At 61.5% G+C, this 16,593-nt stretch carries 19 protein-coding genes and 1 pseudogene; 3 read left to right on the plus strand and 17 right to left on the minus strand.

Translation table 11 applies throughout. From position 1 onward, the window contains the following. Positions 1-2: 2 nt before the first annotated feature. The 8 genes and pseudogenes from SPHINGO391_RS00080 to SPHINGO391_RS00115 form a co-directional block, all read right to left on the minus strand. Complete coding sequence (locus SPHINGO391_RS00080) at positions 3-1,682, minus strand: Mu transposase C-terminal domain-containing protein (RefSeq protein WP_000179844.1); 1,680 nt, start codon at positions 1,680-1,682, stop codon at positions 3-5. Between the two features lie 134 nt (positions 1,683-1,816). Beyond that, positions 1,817-2,464: pseudogene (locus SPHINGO391_RS00085) on the minus strand (EAL domain-containing protein); the annotation flags it as partial. Then, positions 2,461-2,697, minus strand: coding sequence for a broad-spectrum mercury transporter MerE (merE, locus tag SPHINGO391_RS00090; protein WP_000993386.1), 237 nt, complete (start codon positions 2,695-2,697; stop codon positions 2,461-2,463). The pseudogene SPHINGO391_RS00085 and the gene merE, both read right to left, overlap by 4 nt. Beyond that, positions 2,694-3,056: a mercury resistance co-regulator MerD gene (merD, locus tag SPHINGO391_RS00095; protein ID WP_001277456.1), complete on the minus strand. Its 363-nt coding sequence runs from the start codon at positions 3,054-3,056 to the stop codon at positions 2,694-2,696. The genes merE and merD overlap by 4 nt, the downstream gene beginning before the upstream one ends. A gap of 17 nt (positions 3,057-3,073) precedes the next feature. Then, positions 3,074-4,768, minus strand: a complete 1,695-nt coding sequence (merA, locus tag SPHINGO391_RS00100; RefSeq protein ID WP_000105636.1) for a mercury(II) reductase — start codon at positions 4,766-4,768, stop codon at positions 3,074-3,076. Positions 4,769-4,819: 51 nt separating this feature from the next. After that, a complete protein-coding gene (gene merC, locus SPHINGO391_RS00105) occupies positions 4,820-5,242 on the minus strand; it encodes an organomercurial transporter MerC (protein ID WP_001340589.1) in 423 nt (140 codons plus the stop codon). Between the two features lie 35 nt (positions 5,243-5,277). Next, positions 5,278-5,553, minus strand: coding sequence for a mercury resistance system periplasmic binding protein MerP (gene merP, locus SPHINGO391_RS00110; protein WP_000732292.1), 276 nt, complete (start codon positions 5,551-5,553; stop codon positions 5,278-5,280). Between the two features lie 13 nt (positions 5,554-5,566). Next, entirely contained in the window at positions 5,567-5,917 is a 351-nt protein-coding gene (locus SPHINGO391_RS00115; protein WP_001294663.1) for a mercuric transport protein MerT, read from the minus strand. Positions 5,918-5,988: 71 nt separating this feature from the next. On the opposite strand from SPHINGO391_RS00115, the gene merR reads away from it, so the two are divergent. Continuing rightward, entirely contained in the window at positions 5,989-6,423 is a 435-nt protein-coding gene (gene merR, locus SPHINGO391_RS00120) for an Hg(II)-responsive transcriptional regulator (RefSeq protein WP_000429836.1), read from the plus strand. A gap of 61 nt (positions 6,424-6,484) precedes the next feature. Here merR and SPHINGO391_RS00125 read toward each other — a convergent pair whose 3' ends face one another. The 5 genes from SPHINGO391_RS00125 to glyA form a co-directional block, all read right to left on the minus strand. Then, positions 6,485-7,516 (minus strand): amino acid ABC transporter substrate-binding protein, encoded by a 1,032-nt coding sequence (locus tag SPHINGO391_RS00125; RefSeq protein WP_152007047.1) that lies wholly within the window; start codon positions 7,514-7,516, stop codon positions 6,485-6,487. 131 nt (positions 7,517-7,647) lie between these two features. Next, a complete protein-coding gene (purU, locus tag SPHINGO391_RS00130; protein WP_152007048.1) occupies positions 7,648-8,535 on the minus strand; it encodes a formyltetrahydrofolate deformylase in 888 nt (295 codons plus the stop codon). Beyond that, the gene (gene folD / locus SPHINGO391_RS00135) at positions 8,535-9,482 is read right to left on the minus strand and encodes a bifunctional methylenetetrahydrofolate dehydrogenase/methenyltetrahydrofolate cyclohydrolase FolD (protein ID WP_152007049.1); all 948 of its coding nucleotides are present in this window, start codon (positions 9,480-9,482) and stop codon (positions 8,535-8,537) included. The genes purU and folD overlap by 1 nt, the downstream gene beginning before the upstream one ends. Positions 9,483-9,497: 15 nt before the next feature. Then, on the minus strand, positions 9,498-10,817 hold the full coding sequence (locus tag SPHINGO391_RS00140; RefSeq protein ID WP_152007050.1) for a D-serine ammonia-lyase: 1,320 nt from the start codon (positions 10,815-10,817) through the stop codon (positions 9,498-9,500). A gap of 51 nt (positions 10,818-10,868) precedes the next feature. Further along, a complete protein-coding gene (glyA, locus tag SPHINGO391_RS00145) occupies positions 10,869-12,149 on the minus strand; it encodes a serine hydroxymethyltransferase (protein WP_152007051.1) in 1,281 nt (426 codons plus the stop codon). Positions 12,150-12,367: 218 nt separating this feature from the next. On the opposite strand from glyA, the gene SPHINGO391_RS00150 reads away from it, so the two are divergent. After that, entirely contained in the window at positions 12,368-13,279 is a 912-nt protein-coding gene (locus tag SPHINGO391_RS00150) for a LysR family transcriptional regulator (protein ID WP_152007052.1), read from the plus strand. Between the two features lie 19 nt (positions 13,280-13,298). Here the strand turns inward: SPHINGO391_RS00150 and SPHINGO391_RS00155 are convergent, their stop codons facing one another. Together SPHINGO391_RS00155 and SPHINGO391_RS00160 are read right to left on the minus strand one after the other, a co-directional pair. Then, a complete protein-coding gene (locus SPHINGO391_RS00155) occupies positions 13,299-14,618 on the minus strand; it encodes an aminotransferase class I/II-fold pyridoxal phosphate-dependent enzyme (RefSeq protein ID WP_152007053.1) in 1,320 nt (439 codons plus the stop codon). Between the two features lie 210 nt (positions 14,619-14,828). Further along, entirely contained in the window at positions 14,829-15,350 is a 522-nt protein-coding gene (locus SPHINGO391_RS00160) for an extracellular solute-binding protein (RefSeq protein WP_193217127.1), read from the minus strand. 69 nt (positions 15,351-15,419) lie between these two features. Between SPHINGO391_RS00160 and SPHINGO391_RS00165 the strand changes: the two genes are divergently transcribed. Further along, positions 15,420-15,569, plus strand: a complete 150-nt coding sequence (locus SPHINGO391_RS00165; RefSeq protein ID WP_193217129.1) for a hypothetical protein — start codon at positions 15,420-15,422, stop codon at positions 15,567-15,569. Between the two features lie 66 nt (positions 15,570-15,635). On the opposite strand, the gene SPHINGO391_RS00170 is transcribed toward SPHINGO391_RS00165, so the two are convergent. Further along, on the minus strand, positions 15,636-16,052 hold the full coding sequence (locus SPHINGO391_RS00170; protein ID WP_152007055.1) for a helix-turn-helix transcriptional regulator: 417 nt from the start codon (positions 16,050-16,052) through the stop codon (positions 15,636-15,638). Then, entirely contained in the window at positions 16,053-16,355 is a 303-nt protein-coding gene (locus SPHINGO391_RS00175; protein WP_023517368.1) for a hypothetical protein, read from the minus strand. Positions 16,356-16,593: the final 238 nt, after the last annotated feature.

Here is a 16,593-nt window from a genome sequence, read left to right on the forward strand (position 1 = left end):
GGCTACCACTCCTCAATCTGGTCGAACGGTTTGGCGGGTGGCAAGTTGTCTGCCTGCGGGTCGGCAATATCCGTATCCGGCGGAACGGGCTTGTCCGGCCGAGCTGATGTCTTGAGGTGCTGGCGGCGATCCGCGTCACGCCGCGCCTTGCGTGTGGCCTTCTGCGCGCTGGTCACAATCTCACGCATCTGGCCGATCATGCGGAACAGCGCCGACTCATCCACCTGTTCGCGCCCTTGCTGCCGCAGTTTCGCCAGCGCCTGCCGTTGTTCCCAGAGGGTGACAGCCGGATGCGACAAGGTACGGTAGGGAATTTCCAGGTAATGCTGTCCCTCCGGTTCCAGGACCCAGATACGGCTGATGTCGCGCGGATCGCGCCGGATCAGAAAGGACGGCCAGCGTTCACGCCGCGCAATCCACGGCTTGAGCGCATCGGCGTAGTAGTGGATGTGGTCGATGACAAAGCCGGTGCGGGTCAGCGTGCGCCGGAGGATCGGCAGAAAATCGACCAGGAACGAAGTAGCGCGTGTGACGACGGCCGGTACGCCGACACGCGCCACGGCCTCGGCCCAGCGCGCGGCCGGCGGTTGGAGCAGGCCGTTGTGCACCGAACCGTGGTAGGTGCCGACCGCCAATGTGAGCCAGCGCTCTAGCTCGCGCAGCGTCAGGGCGGCCTTGTTTTCGGAATCGTAGTCGCCGCGCTGGTCAGGGTTGGAGAAGGTCGTTCCCGGCAGTTCGTCGTGAATCATCTGCATCGCCGTGCCGATGATCCGTTCCACGATGCCGCCATAGTGCGGCTGTCCCAGCGGGCGATAGTCCAGCCGGATGCCATGCTGCTCGCAACCCCGGCGCAGGGCCTCGCTCTTGAACTCGGCCGCGTTGTCTAGGTAGAGCAGCAAGGGCTTGCCGCTCATCTGCCAATCCATTTCCACGTTCAGTCCTTCCAGCCAAGGGCGCTTGTCGCAGGCGACATGCACGAGGCACAGGCCAACCGAAACGGCAGACGGCGCTTCCAGCGTGACGACCATGCCGAGCACGCAGCGGGTGAACACGTCGATGGCGAGGGTCAGGTACGGGCGGCCAATAGGTTGCCGGTCGCGGTCATCGACCACGATCAGGTCGATGACCGTATGGTCTATCTGCACCTGCTCCAGCGGCGCGGTCACGGCAGGAGGCTCGCCGCCCACACCTTGTAGGTCACGAGCGGCATCCTGGCCTTCCCGCCGGCGGATGACCTTGCGCGGGTCAAGGCTAGCGATCCGTAAGGCCACGGTATTGCGCGCCGGCACTCGCAGTTTTTGAGCCTTGCACACCTGAGTGACTTCGCGGTGAAAGGCCGCTAGGCTGCGCTTCTGCTTGGTCAGGAACCGCTTTTGCAGTAGCTCGTGGATGACGCGCTCGACCGGTTCCGGCAAGCGCCCCTTACCTTTACCTCCACCGGACTGGCCGGGCACCAGATCCGTCACGAGGCCGCTGCCTTGCCGGGCACGCCGGATCAGAACGTATACCTGGCGCCGAGACAAGCCCAGCGCCTGAGCCGCCATATCGGCCGCTTCGTGCCCGACCGTCTCCGACTGCGCCAACGGACTGATGATCTCCGCACGACGGCGCGCACGCTCCCAAGCCTCATCAGGCAGAGTGGCCACGCCTTGTTCTGGAATCCGTGGGGTGTCCGTCGCCATGCTCACCTCGCTTTGGTGCACACGAGTATTGAGCATAGTCGAGATTGGTGCAGATCACTTCTGATATTGAACTGTCAGGAGCTGGCTGCACAACAGCCATTACGCCCAATCAACTGGTGCAGTCGTCTTCTGAAAATGACATCCATGCCCAGCCCGTGCGCGAGCTGGATCACCGCCCGCACGATAGTTTGGTCACGGGCATCATCCGGGAGCCTGGCGACAAAGGATTGGTCGATTTTCAATGTGGTGATGGGGCAGCATTTCAGATGTTGCAGGCAGGAATAGCCGGTGCCGAAGTCGTCGGCGGCGAAGCGCACGCCGATGGCGCGCAAGGCGTCGAAACTGGCGAACAGGGCTGGATTGCCGAATGCGACCGATTCGGTCAGTTCGATCTCCAGAAGCTCGGCGGGCAGGGCCATATCGGCCAGCACCCGCTTTACCTCGTCGTCGAACGTTGGCCCAACCTGGCTGGCGGACACATTGATGGCAAGACGGAACGGTTGCCATGCCGGTCCTTGCCACTTGTGCATCTGGCGACAGGCCTCGCCCAGCACCCACGCGCCTATTTCCGGCATCAGGCCGAACGACTCGGCCAGCGGCAGGAACTGGCCGGGCGGCAACAGGCCAAGCCTCGGATGCCGCCAGCGCATCAACGCTTCCGCGCCAGCGATCCGGTGATCGCGCAGATCGACCAGCGGCTGGTAATGCAGGTCAAGCTGTCCGCGCGCCGCCGCCTGCGCCAACTCGGCCGCCGTCCATCCGGCGGGCTGCGAACTCGTCATGATCCGCCCCGGAAGGCGCGCAGCAGCCGCGTTACGGCCAGAACGAACAAGCCGGTCAGCGCGAGCGCGGCAACACCCCAATGCTCGCCAAGGAAGGCACCGGCGGTCGTCCCGGCCAGCACGGCGGCGAGAATCGGCAGATGGCAGGGGCAGGTCAACACGGCCAGCGCACCCCACAGGTAGCCGGAAACGGGTTGGCGCGTCTCGGGCGGCAGTTTGTCAGGGGCGTTCACGGCAATGCCTCCTCGTGCGCCCGCTCGGCTGGCATGGAGGCCAGTTGCGCGTCCAGATGGGCCAACGCCGCGCGCCGCCGCTCGACCAACTGGCGCAGCACGGCAAGCTGCGCTGCGGCTTGTGCGCCGTCCGCTGCGTCGAGCGCACGGCACAGCCGCGCCAGGGCATCCAGGCCGATACCCGCCTCGAAGGCCGCGCGCACGAAGCACAGCCGTTGCAAGGCCGCATCGTCGAACACGCCGTAGCCGCCCGTGGTGCAGGCCACCGGCCGTAACAAGCCGCGCACCAGGTAGTCGCGCACGATATGTACGCTCACCCCAGCGTTATGGGCCAGTTGCGATACCGTGTAGGCGCTCATCGCACACCTCCTTGTCCTCACCCGGCGCAGCAGGAAAGCTGCTTCACATCCTTGTTGAAGGTCTGCGCCGCGAGCTTCAACCCTTCGACCATCGTCAGGTAGGGGAACAACTGGTCGGCCAGTTCCTGCACCGTCATCCGGTTGCGAATCGCCAGTGCGGCCGTCTGGATCAGTTCGCCCGCTTCCGGGGCCACTGCCTGCACGCCGATCAGTCGTCCGCTGCCTTCTTCAACCACCAGTTTGATGAAGCCGCGCGTGTCGAAGTTGGCGAGCGCGCGCGGCACGTTGTCCAGCGTTAGCGTGCGACTATCAGTTTTGATGCCGTCATGGTGCGCTTCCGCCTCGCTGTAGCCTACGGTCGCCACTTGCGGGTCGGTGAACACCACGGCCGGCATCGCGGTCAGGTTCAGGGCCGCGTCACCGCCGGTCATGTTGATCGCGGCGCGAGTGCCGGCCGCTGCCGCCACATAGACGAACTGCGGCTGGTCGGTGCAGTCGCCTGCGGCGTAGATGTGTTCCACGCTTGTACGCATGCCGGGGTCGATGACGATAGCGCCTTGCGGGGTGAGCGTGACGCCCGTCGCATCCAGTGCCAGCTTGCGTGTGTTGGGCGCGCGGCCGGTGGCGACCAGCAGCTTGTCGGCGCGCAGTTCGCCGTGCGCCGTGGTGAGCACGAATTCGCCGTCCCCTTCACCATTGATATACGCGACCTGGCTGGCCTGGGTGTGTTCCCTCACCTCGATGCCCTCCATGCGGAATGCGGCCGTGACGGCTTCGCCTATAGCTGGGTCTTCGCGGAAGAACAGCGTGCTGCGAGCCAGGATCGTCACCTTCGCTCCGAGTCGGGCGAACGCCTGCGCCAGCTCCAGCGCCACCACTGATGAGCCAATCACGGCCAGGCGCTTAGGAATCGTCTCGCTGACCAGCGCTTCAGTGGAAGTCCAGTACGGAGTGTCTTTCAGGCCGGGAATCGGCGGCACGGCCGGGCTCGCGCCGGTGGCGATCAGGCAGCGGTCGAATGCCACCACGCGCTCGCCGCCGTCGTTGAGTTGCACGATCAGGTTGCGATTGTCCTTAAAGCGGGCGGAGCCGTGCAGCACAGTGATCGCCGGATTGCCCTCCAAGATGCCTTCGTACTTGGCGTGGCGCAGTTCATCGACGCGGGCCTGCTGCTGGGCCAGCAGCGCCGTGCGCTGGATGGTCGGCGTGGTAGCGGCGATGCCGCCATCGAACGGGCTTTCCCGGCGCAGATGGGCGATATGGGCGGCGCGGATCATGATCTTGGACGGCACACAACCGACATTGACGCAGGTGCCGCCGATGGTGCCGCGCTCGATCAGCGTGACACGTGCGCCTTGCTCGACGGCCTTCAGCGCCGCTGCCATCGCGGCCCCGCCGCTGCCGATGACGGCGATATGCAATGCGCCGCTGCTACCCGTCTTGTCGTTTCTGCCCAGCAGATCGCGCATCTTGTCGAGCAATCCGCCCGGCGTCGAAACTGAGGGGGCATCGGCCAGCGTGGCCCGATAACCGAGTCCAGCTACAGCGGCCGTCAGCGCGTCGGGTGACGTGCCGACCTCAATGGCGAGCTTGGCGCTGCCCTTGGCGTAGGAGACATCCGCTGATTGCACGCCGGGCACTTTCTCCAGGGCGTCCTTGACATGCACTGCGCACGAGTCGCAAGTCATGCCGGTGATTTTGAGAGTGCTCATACCATCGTTCCTTATTCGTGTGGGCCGCCGTGTCGCACGGTCAGCCGTCTTTCACAAGCGCTTGGCGGGGAGTTCGCAGCCGTCCGGTCCGCAACGGCGATGCGCCGGCGACACGAAGTCCCAGATCGACACCCCAATCATCAAGGCCAGGCCGACGTACATCAGGTTCGCCGTCCACCAGTTGCCGAGCAGCCAGACCGTGGCCGCAAACACGATGGCCGGGCCGATCATGCCGAGCAGACTGCGCAGCCATTGCCGATGACTGAACCAACCCAGCGCGTTCGCCAGGAAGGCCAGCGCGGCAAACAGCGGCAGCAGGCGGCTGATGAACAGTCCCTCGTACTGGCTCAAGAAGCCCAGCCCGATGGCCGCGCCGAAGCTGGCGAGGGCTGGAAAGCAGGCGGCGCAGCCCATCGCGGAAACGACGCTGCCGAGCGCGCCGGTTTTATCGGCAATGCGTGTCATCAGTCCCATGAAGCGGCTCTCGCTGTTGTCGTTGGCTTGCTGGCTCACTGCTTGACGCTGGACGGATAGCCGGCGTCTGCGGTGGCCTTGGTCAGCTTCTGTACGCTGGCCTTGGTGTCGTCAAAAGTGACGACGGCCTCGCGCTTCTCGAAGCCCACATCGACCTTGCTCACGCCTTCGACCTTGGAGAGCGCTTTCTTGACTGTGATCGGGCAGGCGGCGCAAGTCATGCCGGGAACCGCTAGCGTGACGGTCTGGGTAGCGGCCCACACCGGGGCAACAGCGGCGGCGAGGGCAAGGGAGGCAAACAGTTTCTTCATGATGAACTCCTGGTTAATAGAAAAATGGAACGACATAGGGAAATCCAAGCGCGACCAGGACCAGCACGGCCACGATCCAGAAAATCAGCTTGTAGGTGGCGCGCACCTGCGGAATCGCGCAGACCTCACCTGGCTTGCATGCCTGCACGGGCCGGTAAATCCGCTTCCAGGCGAAGAACAGCGCCACTAGCGCCGCGCCGATGAACAACGGTCGATAGGGTTCCAGCACCGTCAGGTTGCCGATCCAAGCACCGGAGAAGCCCAGGGCGACCAGTACTAGCGGCCCCAGGCAGCAGGTCGATGCAAGAATGGCGGCCAGCCCGCCGGCGAAGAGCGCACCGCGCCCGTTTTGTGGTTCAGACATACGTTGGCCCTTTTGAATTTGGATTGGATAGCGTAACCTTACTTCCGTACTCATGTACGGAGTCAAGCGATATGGAAAATAATTTGGAAAACCTGACCATTGGCGTTTTTGCCAAGGCGGCCGGGGTCAACGTGGAGACAATCCGCTTCTATCAGCGCAAGGGCCTGTTGCGGGAACCGGACAAGCCTTACGGCAGCATCCGCCGCTATGGGGAGGCGGACGTGGTTCGGGTGAAATTCGTGAAATCGGCACAGCGGCTGGGGTTCAGTCTGGACGAGATTGCCGAGCTGTTGCGGCTCGACGATGGCACCCACTGCGAGGAGGCCAGCAGCCTGGCCGAACACAAGCTCAAGGACGTGCGCGAGAAGATGGCCGACTTGGCGCGCATGGAAACCGTGCTGTCTGAACTCGTGTGCGCCTGCCATGCACGAAAGGGGAATGTTTCCTGCCCGTTGATCGCGTCACTACAGGGCGAAGCAGGCCTGGCAAGGTCAGCTATGCCTTAGCGTGCTTTATTTTCCGTTTTCTGAGGTGCCCCCTTCCAGCACGGCCCCTCGCCTCGACAAATCAGATAAGCGGATTGGCGTAGAGCAGGCCGCCCTTCTTCCACTGCTCGTTGATGCCGCGCTCCTGTTTCAGGGGCGAGGACGTGCCGACATTGCGCTCGTAGATTTCACCGTAGTTGCCGACGGCCTTGATGGCGTTGTACATCCAGTCGTTGGGAAGACCGAGAAGCGAGCCGAGATCGCCGCTCGTGCCGAGGAGACGCTGGATCGCCGGATCCTGCGACTGCTTCATATCGTCGACGTTGGCCTGTGTGACGCCGAGTTCCTCCGCCGCGACCAGCCCCTCGCGAACCCATGCGACGATCATGTACCAGCGCGAATCGTCAGCACGAACGGCTGGGCTCAGCGGCTCCTTGGAAAGAACTTCGGGCAGAATGACGAAGTCATCCGGATTGGCCTGCTCCGAGCGAACGGAAGCAAGCGCGGTCGAATCGTCTGTGAAGGCAACGCAGCGATCGTTGAGGAACGCCTCGACGACCTGCTGCTGTTGCTCGATGACGACCGGTTCGAGCTTGATCTTGTTGGCGCGGGCGAAGTCCGCGATGTTCTGTTCGGTAACGGTACCCGGTTTGACGCAGACGGACGCGCCGTCAAGTTCCCTGGCGCTCGCAACGCCCAGCGACTTCTTCACGATGAAGGCCTGGCCGTCGTAGAAGATCGGCTTTGCGAACAGCAGGCCGACCGACGCTTCGCGGGTCAGGGTTGCCGTCACCGTATGCGTGAGAAGCTGGATTTCGCCGGACTGGATTGCCGGGAAGCGCTGCTGGGACGTCATCGGGACGAGTTCAGCCTTGCTGGCGTCGCCGAAGATTGCCGCCGCGACGGCGCGGCAGAAATCGACATCCATGCCGGCCCACTTGCCGGCCGAGTCGACGGTGCTGAACCCGGCGAGCTGGCCGTTGGCGCCGCACTTCAGCGCGCCGGCCTTCTTCACGGCTTCGAGCGTCTGGGAGTTTTCGGCATAGGCGGGTGCAGACGCGACGACTGCAACGCCAACCGCAAGTGCGGCGACAATCGATTTCAAGCTGTTCATTGCTGTTCCCTTTCGGTTGATATTGGCGCCCTTCGGGCAGTGTCAAAGCCATTACTGTGGGTTGCTTTCATCCGGCCGCGAGGCCGGATGCGCACCTTCTTCTTCGTGCCTTCGTCGAGGAGTTTTGGGTCTCAACCCATCCGCTCGCTGGCGTAGGAGCCCGGCGATGCCGGGAAAACGACGGTCTTGTTGCCGTTGATGAACACGCGGCCGTGCATATGCGCGTGGATGGCGCGCGAGAGGACCTGCGCCTCGACATCGCGACCGAGGCTCACATAGTCTTCCGGGCTCTGGGCGTGGGTGATCCGGACGATGTCCTGCTCGATGATCGGCCCTTCGTCGAGATCCGCCGTGACATAGTGCGACGTGGCGCCGATTAGCTTCACGCCACGTTCGAAAGCCTGCTTGTAGGGGTTTGCTCCCTTGAACGACGGCAGGAAGGAGTGGTGGATATTGATGATGCGGCCCGAATAGGTCCGGCACATCTCATTGGACAGGACCTGCATGTAGCGCGCGAGCACGATCAGGTCCGCGCCGGCGTCCTCCACGATGCGCATCTGCTCGGCTTCGGCAGCCGGTTTATTTTCCTTCGTCACCTTGATGTAGTGGAACGGAATGTCGTGGTTGACGACTACCTTCTGGTAGTCGAGGTGATTGGAAATCACGCCGACGATATCGACTGGCAGGGCGCCGATCCGCCAGCGGTAGAGAAGATCGTTGAGGCAGTGACCGAAGCGCGAGACCATGATCATCAGCTTGCGCTTGGTGGCTTCGTCGAAGAACGTCGCCTCCATCTCGAACTTTTCCGCGATCGGAGCAAAGCTCGCCCGCAGATCTTGAAGGGTCCGGCCCTCCTCCGAGCGGAAGCTGGTGCGCATGAAGAAACGACCGGTATCGGCATCGTCAAACTGGGCGCTGTCAGTGATGTTGCAGCCCTGATCGGCGAGGAAGCCGGAGATAGCGGCGACCACGCCGCGGGTCGTCGGCGTGCAGGCGACGCGGAGTGCGAAATTAGACATCAGGATACCTTCTTCATGGATTTGAGGAGCGTCGGCGCTTGCGCGCGGCGGAACGCTTCCAGCGTGTTTTCGAGCAGGCAACCGATCGTCATCGGACCGACACCGCCGGGAACCGGCGTTATGGCCTTCGCATGGCCTGCCTGGGCAAAATCGACGTCGCCGACGAGTCGGGTCTTGCCGTCCCGGCTGATCCGGTTGATGCCGACGTCGATGACTGTAGCCCCTGGCTTGATCCAATCGCCCTTCACCATTTCCGGACGCCCGACCGCGACAACGAGAATGTCGGCGAGCCGCGTGATCGACGCGACATCGCGCGAATGGCGGTGCGCGATGGTGACAGTGCAGTCCTCCTGAAGAAGGAGCTGGGCCATCGGCTTGCCGACGATGTTGGAGCGGCCGACCACCACTGCGTGCAAGCCGGAAAGGTCACCGAGGCGATCCTTCAGCAACATGACGCATCCCAGCGGCGTGCAAGGCACGAGCGCCTGCTGGCCGACGGCGAGGCGGCCGGCATTCGCGACGTGAAACCCATCCACATCCTTGGCGGGATTGATGGCATCGATCACCGCGTCGGCATTGAGCTGACCGGGAAGCGGAAGCTGAACGAGAATGCCATGCACAGCAGGATCCGCGTTGAGCCGATGGATCAATGCCAAAAGCTCCTCCTGCGTGGTCTCCTCGGAAAGTCGATGCTCGAAGGAGTTCATGCCGGCTGCGAGCGTCTCTCGACGCTTCGAAGCGACATAGACGGCACTGGCAGGATCTTCTCCAACTAGCACCACCGCAAGCCCCGGGACTTCGCCAGTCGTCGCGCGCAGGTTCGCGACATCCTGCTTGATTCGTTGCAGCAGATTGGCTGCGAACGCCTTTCCATCGATCTTGTCCGCGCCGAAATCCGGTGTTGCGCGACCCGTCGCCGATTGGATTGAATTTTGCGTTTCCGACATCGTCCCTCTTCCGATCTAAAGCGCCGCGGCCTGTTTCAAGAATGCGTCGAACTGCTCCTGCGGCACGAATGAGCCTCCGGTCGTCCAGGCAATATGCGTGGCCTGGGGGAGGTAGCTCTGAATCCCCTGCTTTTCGCAGAATTCGCGACCTTGCGGATGCTTCACCAGGAACTGCGGGCCAGCGAGGCTCGCAGTTGCAGAAGGCTCAAGGCGAATGTCCTGTGTTTCGTGCGCCAGCAGCAGCCAGCGGAGAAGGTCGTCATCCGCAACCGTGAAGACGCCGGCGAGCATGTTCCGCATGACGGTGGCGACGAAGGCGGACATACGGGCGACTGCCATTCCGTCCGCTTCTGTCTTGTTGGTAAGGCCGACGTCATAGACAGAGACCAGCTCCTGCGAGCCGCTCATCAGGTGGACGAGCGCACAAGGCGACTGCACGGGCTCCACGAAGAAGCAGTGAACGTGGTCACCGAATACCTTTTTGGCGCCGTAGGTGGCGCCACCTGGCGCACCGCCGATTCCACAGGGCAGGTAGAGGAAGAGCGGGTGTTCCGCATCGACGTTGATGTCGAGCGCGTTGAGTTGCTCGGCCAGTTCAATGGCGGCGACCGAATATCCGAGGAACAGGTGCTGGGATTGTTCATCATCGACGAAATAGATCGTCGGGTCGCGTTCAGCGACGATGCGCGCGTTTTCCACGGCAATCGTATAGTCGGCTTCGTGCTGGACGACTTCGACGCCAAGTTTCGTCAGGCGTTCCACCTTCCAGGCTTTCGCATCCGACGACATATGAACGGTCGCCTTGAAGCCAAGGGCTCGAGCAGCGATACCGACACTAAGACCGAGATTGCCCGTGCTGCCAACGGCGATCGTGTAGCGAGAGAAAAAGGCCTTTGCGTCCGCTTCAGCGAGGCGGCGCATATCATCGCCGGCATTCAGGAGACCCTCTTTCCTGGCAAGTTGCTCGGCAAACAGGAAGACCTCATAGACACCACCCCGTGCCTTGATGGAGCCCGCTACGGGCAGCGCGCTGTCGGCCTTGACGAAGACCTTTCCGAACTCGGGCGCGGTAAAACCAAGCGCGTCACGCAGCGCTTTCAGTTCCACGAGATCGGAACGGATGGCTCCGCCTGTAGCCCTCAACTCGGGAAAGCAGGTTTCCAGAAGTGGAGCGAGCCGTTTCCAGTTCGCCTGGGCCTCATCGACCATTTCAGGTCGGATGGGCAGCGTCTCCTCAGCAATCGCACCGGGGCGATAAACCGGATTGAGCCAGAGGGTCGGGCGAGCAGCGAGCACATCGCTGCGCGCGGGGTCGTTCGGAAGATCAATCATCATGTCCGTATCCAGGCCGATGGCCGGAGCCTGAAGCTCCGGCCTTGTGAAAATTCAGGGATAGACAGGGAATGCCGTGCAAAGTTCAGCCACGGCGGCACGAACCCGATCATGTTCCGTGGCACGATCTTCCGGGGTCAGGTTCTCGGCATCGAAAACATCGGCGATGAGATTAGCGATCTTTTCGAATTCGACGGCGCCGAAGCCGCGTGTCGTACCGGCGGAAGAGCCAAGGCGAATGCCCTTCCACTCAGACGGCTTGGCGCTGTCGAATGGGATGGGGTTCTTATTGGAGGTAATATCCACCGCGTAGAGCAGGTCCTGCGCCTGCTGACCGAGGAGACCCTTCGACGAGACATCGACGAGCACGAGATGGGTATCCGTACCGCCGCTGACGATGCCGACGCCGCGCTCCATCAGAACCTCGGCCAGAAGCTTCGCATTCGCCTTGACGTTTGCACCGTAGGTCTTGAATTCGTCGGTCAGAGCCTCACCGAGGCAAACCGCCTTGCCTGCAATGGTTGCGAGATGCGCGCTGCCCTGAACGCCGGGGAAAACCGCCGACTGGAACTTCTTCACAAAGTCATCGCGGTTGGTAAGGACCAGTCCGCCGCGAGCCCCTCGCAAGGTCTTCGTCGTCGTGCAGGTGACGATATCGGCGTAGGGAACCGGATTTGTGTGAACGCCGGCGGCAACAAGGCCGGCAAAATGAGCCATATCGACGAGATAAACGGCACCGACGGCATCGGCGATCTTGCGCATGCGAGCGAAATCGTATTCGCGCGGGTAGGAGGAGCCGCCGGAGATGATCAGCTTGGGCTTGTGCTCCAGCGCGAGCTTTTCGACGATATCGTAGTCGATCAGGCCGGTTTCCCGGTCGACGCCGTAGGAGACGACCGAAAACCACCGGCCCGACTGGTTCGGCTTGGCGCCATGGCTGAGGTGACCGCCGGCAGCGAGGTCGAGGCTGAGAACCAGATCGCCGGGCTGCAACAGAGCGAAGAAGACCGCCTGGTTAGCCTGCGTGCCCGAGTGCGGCTGCACGTTGGCGTAGGAAACACCGAAGAGTTCCTTGGCGCGGTCGATTGCGGCCTGTTCAACGATATCTGCGTAGTCAGCGCCGCCATGGAAACGATTGCCCGGATATCCTTCGACCGTCTTGTTGGTGATGACCGAGCCCAGTGCATCGAGGGTCGCGGCACTGACCGAGTTTTCGGAGGCGATTAGCTCGATCTGACCCTGTTGGCGCTTCCGCTCGCCTTCCAGAGCGTTGAAGATCAGCGGGTCACGCTCGGCGAGCCCGCTGTTGAAGTATTCATGTGCCTGAGAAGTCATTTAGCGTCCCTCTTTCCAAATTTCGAATGGCGGGTGCCGGTGTCCGGCAGTCTGCATTTTGAGGTCGGAACCAGGCCGGCGCTTTTGCCTACAGCGCCGGATGCCTGCCTTGATGTTCCGCTGTTGAGAGGACGGTAGCGAAATGCTTAAGTCAAAAAAAGTTAATTGTATTTTTTATGTTCGTAAGTTATGCTAATGCTTTCTAAGGAGAGACACTGATGGACCTGGGACGGCTGCGCGCCCTTCGCGAACTTTCGATCCGCGGAACCATGGCTGCTGTCTCCGAGGCTCTGCTCGTGTCCCCGTCAGCGATTTCGCAGCAGATGACCTTGCTGGAGCAGGAGGTCGGCGCGCCCTTGATTGAGAAGCGCGGCCGCGGCGTAGCGCTTACCGTTGCAGGTCAAATTCTGGTCGATCGCGCAGAACGGATCTTCGCTGAACTTGAAGCCGCAAAGGCCGATATCGCGGAACTAGAAAACTTGGTGGCAGGTGATCTTCGGGTTGCGGCCTTCCCCTCGGTGGCCGCGGTGCTCATTCCGCCGACGATCCAGCAATTAGCCGAGGATCACCCACTCCTCGCCATCCAGTTCGATGAGATGGAGCCGGAGGAAAGCGTAGCCGCCTTACGTACTTGGCAAACGGACGTCGCGATTATCGATGACCTCAATATATTGCCCGGCGCGCTCGACTCGAACATGGAAACGATCCCGCTTATTGAGGACGTTTTCCATGTGATGATGGGCAAAGGTCATCGCCTCGCCGGACGGGACCACGTCACCCTCCCCGATTTGACGGCTGAACGGTGGATTATCGACACGGCATCGTCGAACTACACACGAATGCTGACTGAGGCCTGTCAGGGTGCCGGCTTTGACCCCCAAATCACGGCGCGATGCAAAGGCTTCGAGGTCAGCATCGCCCTGATCAGAAGCCATGCCGGGATATCGATCCTGCCGGGGTTGCGCGCGAGCCATGACCTTCAAGATGTGCAGGTTCGACCGTTACAGCCGGAGATTCGCCGCAAAATCTCCCTCGCCTACCGGAAAGGTCAGGGCCGCAGCCCAGCACTCAGAGCGTTCATCGCGGCTTGCCGACAAAAAGCAAATGACCTCAACCGGAATGCCGGTTGAGGTCATGGGAGGTCAGCGACTAGCGATTGATGTAATGGAACGCATCAAATGTTCGGCGGAATGCTGCCGTCCGCGGCGCGACCGTCTCCGGATCGTTGGCGCGCAGACCCTCGGCAATTAGCGCCGCGAGTTTCGGCGCGTCGGCAGGGGTGACACCGCGTCGCACGAGTTCAGGTGTGCCGAACCGTAGCCCGTTCTTGTCGCCGTCGATTTCGGGTATGGGCAACCCGATCCCGCATGTCAGAAACCCAGCTTTGCGCAGCTTCTTCGCCGCGGCCTGTCCGCCCCCGAACCCGGCCGCCTCCAGCGCGAACTGATGGCTTTCGGTGATCCCCTTGCTGCTTGCGAACACCGGCAGACCTTCTGCTTTCATGGCGGTCGCGAGAGCCTGGGCGAGATCGACCATGGCCTTGGCGTAGGCGATCCCGTGTTCGCGCCAATCGAGCAGAGTGATCGCCAGCGCGGCCGCCTTCGCCGCGTCGAAGTTTGCCGTCATTCCCGGAAAAGCCACACGGTCGAGCTTTTCGGCAAGCGCCGCATCATTGGTCACGATCAGCCCTCCGGCGGGACCGCCCAGGCTCTTATAGGTGCTCATCGTGATCAGGTGCGCCCCCTGTGCCAGGGGATTGACCCAGGACTTGCCGGCTATAATCCCGCATTGATGGGCCGCATCGAAAAGCACATAGGCGCCGACGGCATCAGCAATCTTTCGAATCTCCGCAACAGGGTGCGGAAACAGATTGAGGCTGCCGCCGATCGTAATGATCTTCGGCCTTACCGCTTCCGCCAAGGCAGCAAGTGCAGGAATGTCGACGGTGTAACCCTCTGGATCGACCGGCATGGCATGGATCGACAAGCCATACATACCGGCGCAACCGGGAGCGTGGTGCGTGACATGTCCGCCGATGGTTGCCGGCGGCGCAATGATCGCGTCGCCAGGTTTCGCCATTGCCATGAAGGCGTAGAGGTTTGCCATCGCGCCCGAGGCCACGCGGATCTCTGCATACTTTGCGTCGAAAATCTCTGCCGCGAGTTCGGCCGCTATGACCTCGATTTCCTCGATGGCCTCCAGGCCCATTTCATACTTGTCGCCGGGATAGCCGAGCGACGGGCGGTTGCCGAGACCGCGGCTCAAGACGGCTTCGGCTGCAGGGTTGAGGACGTTTGTCGCTGGGTTCAGGTTGAAGCAGTCGGCATCGTGAATCTCAAGGTTTCGCACAACCAGAGCTTCGATACGCGCCGCGACGTCGCGGGTCCCGGCCGATACATTTGTCGCGAGACGCTGAATATGCGTTTCGCATGCCTCCGGCACCCAATGTCTATAATTCAGATGGGGCATGTCCTCTCCTTTATCGTTAAGATCGAGGCCCGACGACGGGGCATCGATGTTTGATAGCGGGAGAGTACCGCCGGCATTACATCAGAAAAAGTTAATAATAATTTTTGTTTAATTCAGAATCTTTAATGAATTTAAGGCGGCTACCATGTGAAAACGCTGCGCCGGGACTACCAGCGCAGCATCACAATTACAGGTTTACGTCAGCTCAGCCTACTTGCTTTCACCCGCCTTCGGCAAAGCGTCCCAATCCTTCAGGAAGCCTTCGCGTGCATCGGCCGCTGCGAGTTCGTCAATCGGGATCGTCTTGATGGTATCGAGCTCCGGCATCTTCACATAGTCGGAAACCTTGATGTCAGACCGGCTCGGCCGGCGAAAACCAACCTTCAGCAGCTCGGTCTGCGCTTCCTTGGAAAGGATGACATCGACGGCCTCCTTCGCCTTTGCTCCCGCGGGAGCATTCTTGACGAGACCGACATAATCGACGCTAAGGAACGTCCCTTCCTCGGGATAGACGACCTTTAGTTCCTCCTGGCCACCGGCGATGTAGTTGTAAGCGTTCCATTCAAAGCCGACGCCGATGGCATACTCGCCCATCGCAACGCCCTTCTGAACGCCTGACGAGGACTCGGTCATGACCAGGTTCGAAACGATGGCCTTGTAAGTCTTTTCGTCCAGCGCCTTCGAAAGGCCCCACGAGACGGTAAAGCCCATCTGTCCGACATCAGCGCCCATGAGACAGAATTGGTTTAATTGAGAAGAGAGGATTTTCGGCTCATCGTAGCTCATTCAAAGGAAGCGAAGATGAGACAGAAAACCGGGCCGCAGACATCGGCGGCCGAAAAGACAATCAAGGACATCCGGCGCGCGGCGCGAAAGCATCACTCGGCGGAGGACAAAATCCGCATCGTGTTGGAGGGGCTGCGCGGCGAACCGTTGGCGTTTTGTGTTTGAAGCAGCTTCTTCTCGGACCCCAAGGCTCCTTACTCTTACCATCTCGATGGCACTAAGACGATGCGCCTAATGCTCATCTCCATCTGCATTTGCCGTGGCAGGCGCCGCTGCTAGCGCCGTGACCAGACCCACCACCTTCCTGCGCATGGTTTTGGAGCGAATCCGTGCGAAAGCCACGTTGAGATCTCGGCCCTCGTTGGTCTCAATGAAGCTGACCAATTCCGGCGCGGCGGCCGCCACCGCTTGGCCAGGGTAAACCGTTGAGCCCGGGAAGAAATAGGCGGGCGGGACGCCGAAGGTTTCCGCGATCATCGCGAGACGACTCGAACTCACCCGGTTGGTGCCCTTTTCATATTTCTGAATCTGCTGAAAGGTGACGCCGAGCCGGTCGGCCAGAGTATTCTGGCTCATACCGACCAGCCGGCGCTGCGCCTTGATCTTGCCACCGACTTCGACGTCGATCGGATCGGGAATCTTCGCCATTCAATTTCCCCCGATCGTTTCGATGATGTCGTAGGTCTTGACGATGGCGCCGACGCCGTCGTTAAGCAGTGCGAGCAACGCATCCCTTGTCACCGGCACGGTCTCGATCCGCTCCAGGCGCATCGGCGGCCAATCGTGACCCGGCTCGTCGGTAACCGCATCGCGCAACTCGAAAATTGCGGCGCGCGCGGTCTCGGCATTGCCAAAAAACGCATAACCAATGCCGTCGTCGCGCCAGCGCGCTTCCAACGGTTCGACATCGGGCGAATAGGTGAAGAGTGTGAAGGATGGTGCTCCTGACACGCGGCTTCCTCCAAGAGCAATCTGCGGTACGCCCCCGCTCTCTGCTCTTTGACCCCTGGTGACCGGGGAGTTGGAAACCGCATAGCACGGCCCTACGGCCTTTAGCTCCGAAGAACCTGTTGCATACGCCGCAGGCTCCTACGTTTTAGTCGCGCTACCGCCTTACCCGGCAAAAGCCCCTATCATCTCCGGCGCAAGTCATCCAATCGGGGAAAAGATATGAGCAATTCATTTGACT

Origin of the sequence: Hoeflea sp. EC-HK425 (assembly GCF_902498795.1) — a bacterium.
GTDB classification, from domain to species: Bacteria; Pseudomonadota; Alphaproteobacteria; order Rhizobiales; family Rhizobiaceae; genus Hoeflea; species Hoeflea alexandrii.

Bases quoted from the DNA above. Each gene is read 5' to 3' on its own strand.
- SPHINGO391_RS00160 (WP_193217127.1), bottom strand. From the start codon at position 15,350: ATGGGCGCTGATGTCGGACAGATGGGCTTTACCGTCTCGTGGGGCCTT.
- SPHINGO391_RS00115 (WP_001294663.1), bottom strand. From the start codon at position 5,917: ATGTCTGAACCACAAAACGGGCGCGGTGCGCTCTTCGCCGGCGGGCTG.
- merR (WP_000429836.1), top strand. From the start codon at position 5,989: ATGGAAAATAATTTGGAAAACCTGACCATTGGCGTTTTTGCCAAGGCG.
- folD (WP_152007049.1), bottom strand. From the start codon at position 9,482: ATGTCGGAAACGCAAAATTCAATCCAATCGGCGACGGGTCGCGCAACA.
- SPHINGO391_RS00080 (WP_000179844.1), bottom strand. From the start codon at position 1,682: ATGGCGACGGACACCCCACGGATTCCAGAACAAGGCGTGGCCACTCTG.
- SPHINGO391_RS00170 (WP_152007055.1), bottom strand. From the start codon at position 16,052: ATGGCGAAGATTCCCGATCCGATCGACGTCGAAGTCGGTGGCAAGATC.
- glyA (WP_152007051.1), bottom strand. From the start codon at position 12,149: ATGACTTCTCAGGCACATGAATACTTCAACAGCGGGCTCGCCGAGCGT.
- SPHINGO391_RS00155 (WP_152007053.1), bottom strand. From the start codon at position 14,618: ATGCCCCATCTGAATTATAGACATTGGGTGCCGGAGGCATGCGAAACG.
- merP (WP_000732292.1), bottom strand. From the start codon at position 5,553: ATGAAGAAACTGTTTGCCTCCCTTGCCCTCGCCGCCGCTGTTGCCCCG.
- SPHINGO391_RS00125 (WP_152007047.1), bottom strand. From the start codon at position 7,516: ATGAACAGCTTGAAATCGATTGTCGCCGCACTTGCGGTTGGCGTTGCA.
- SPHINGO391_RS00165 (WP_193217129.1), top strand. From the start codon at position 15,420: ATGAGACAGAAAACCGGGCCGCAGACATCGGCGGCCGAAAAGACAATC.
- merC (WP_001340589.1), bottom strand. From the start codon at position 5,242: ATGGGACTGATGACACGCATTGCCGATAAAACCGGCGCGCTCGGCAGC.
- merD (WP_001277456.1), bottom strand. From the start codon at position 3,056: ATGAGCGCCTACACGGTATCGCAACTGGCCCATAACGCTGGGGTGAGC.
- merA (WP_000105636.1), bottom strand. From the start codon at position 4,768: ATGAGCACTCTCAAAATCACCGGCATGACTTGCGACTCGTGCGCAGTG.
- purU (WP_152007048.1), bottom strand. From the start codon at position 8,535: ATGTCTAATTTCGCACTCCGCGTCGCCTGCACGCCGACGACCCGCGGC.
- SPHINGO391_RS00150 (WP_152007052.1), top strand. From the start codon at position 12,368: ATGGACCTGGGACGGCTGCGCGCCCTTCGCGAACTTTCGATCCGCGGA.
- SPHINGO391_RS00140 (WP_152007050.1), bottom strand. From the start codon at position 10,817: ATGATGATTGATCTTCCGAACGACCCCGCGCGCAGCGATGTGCTCGCT.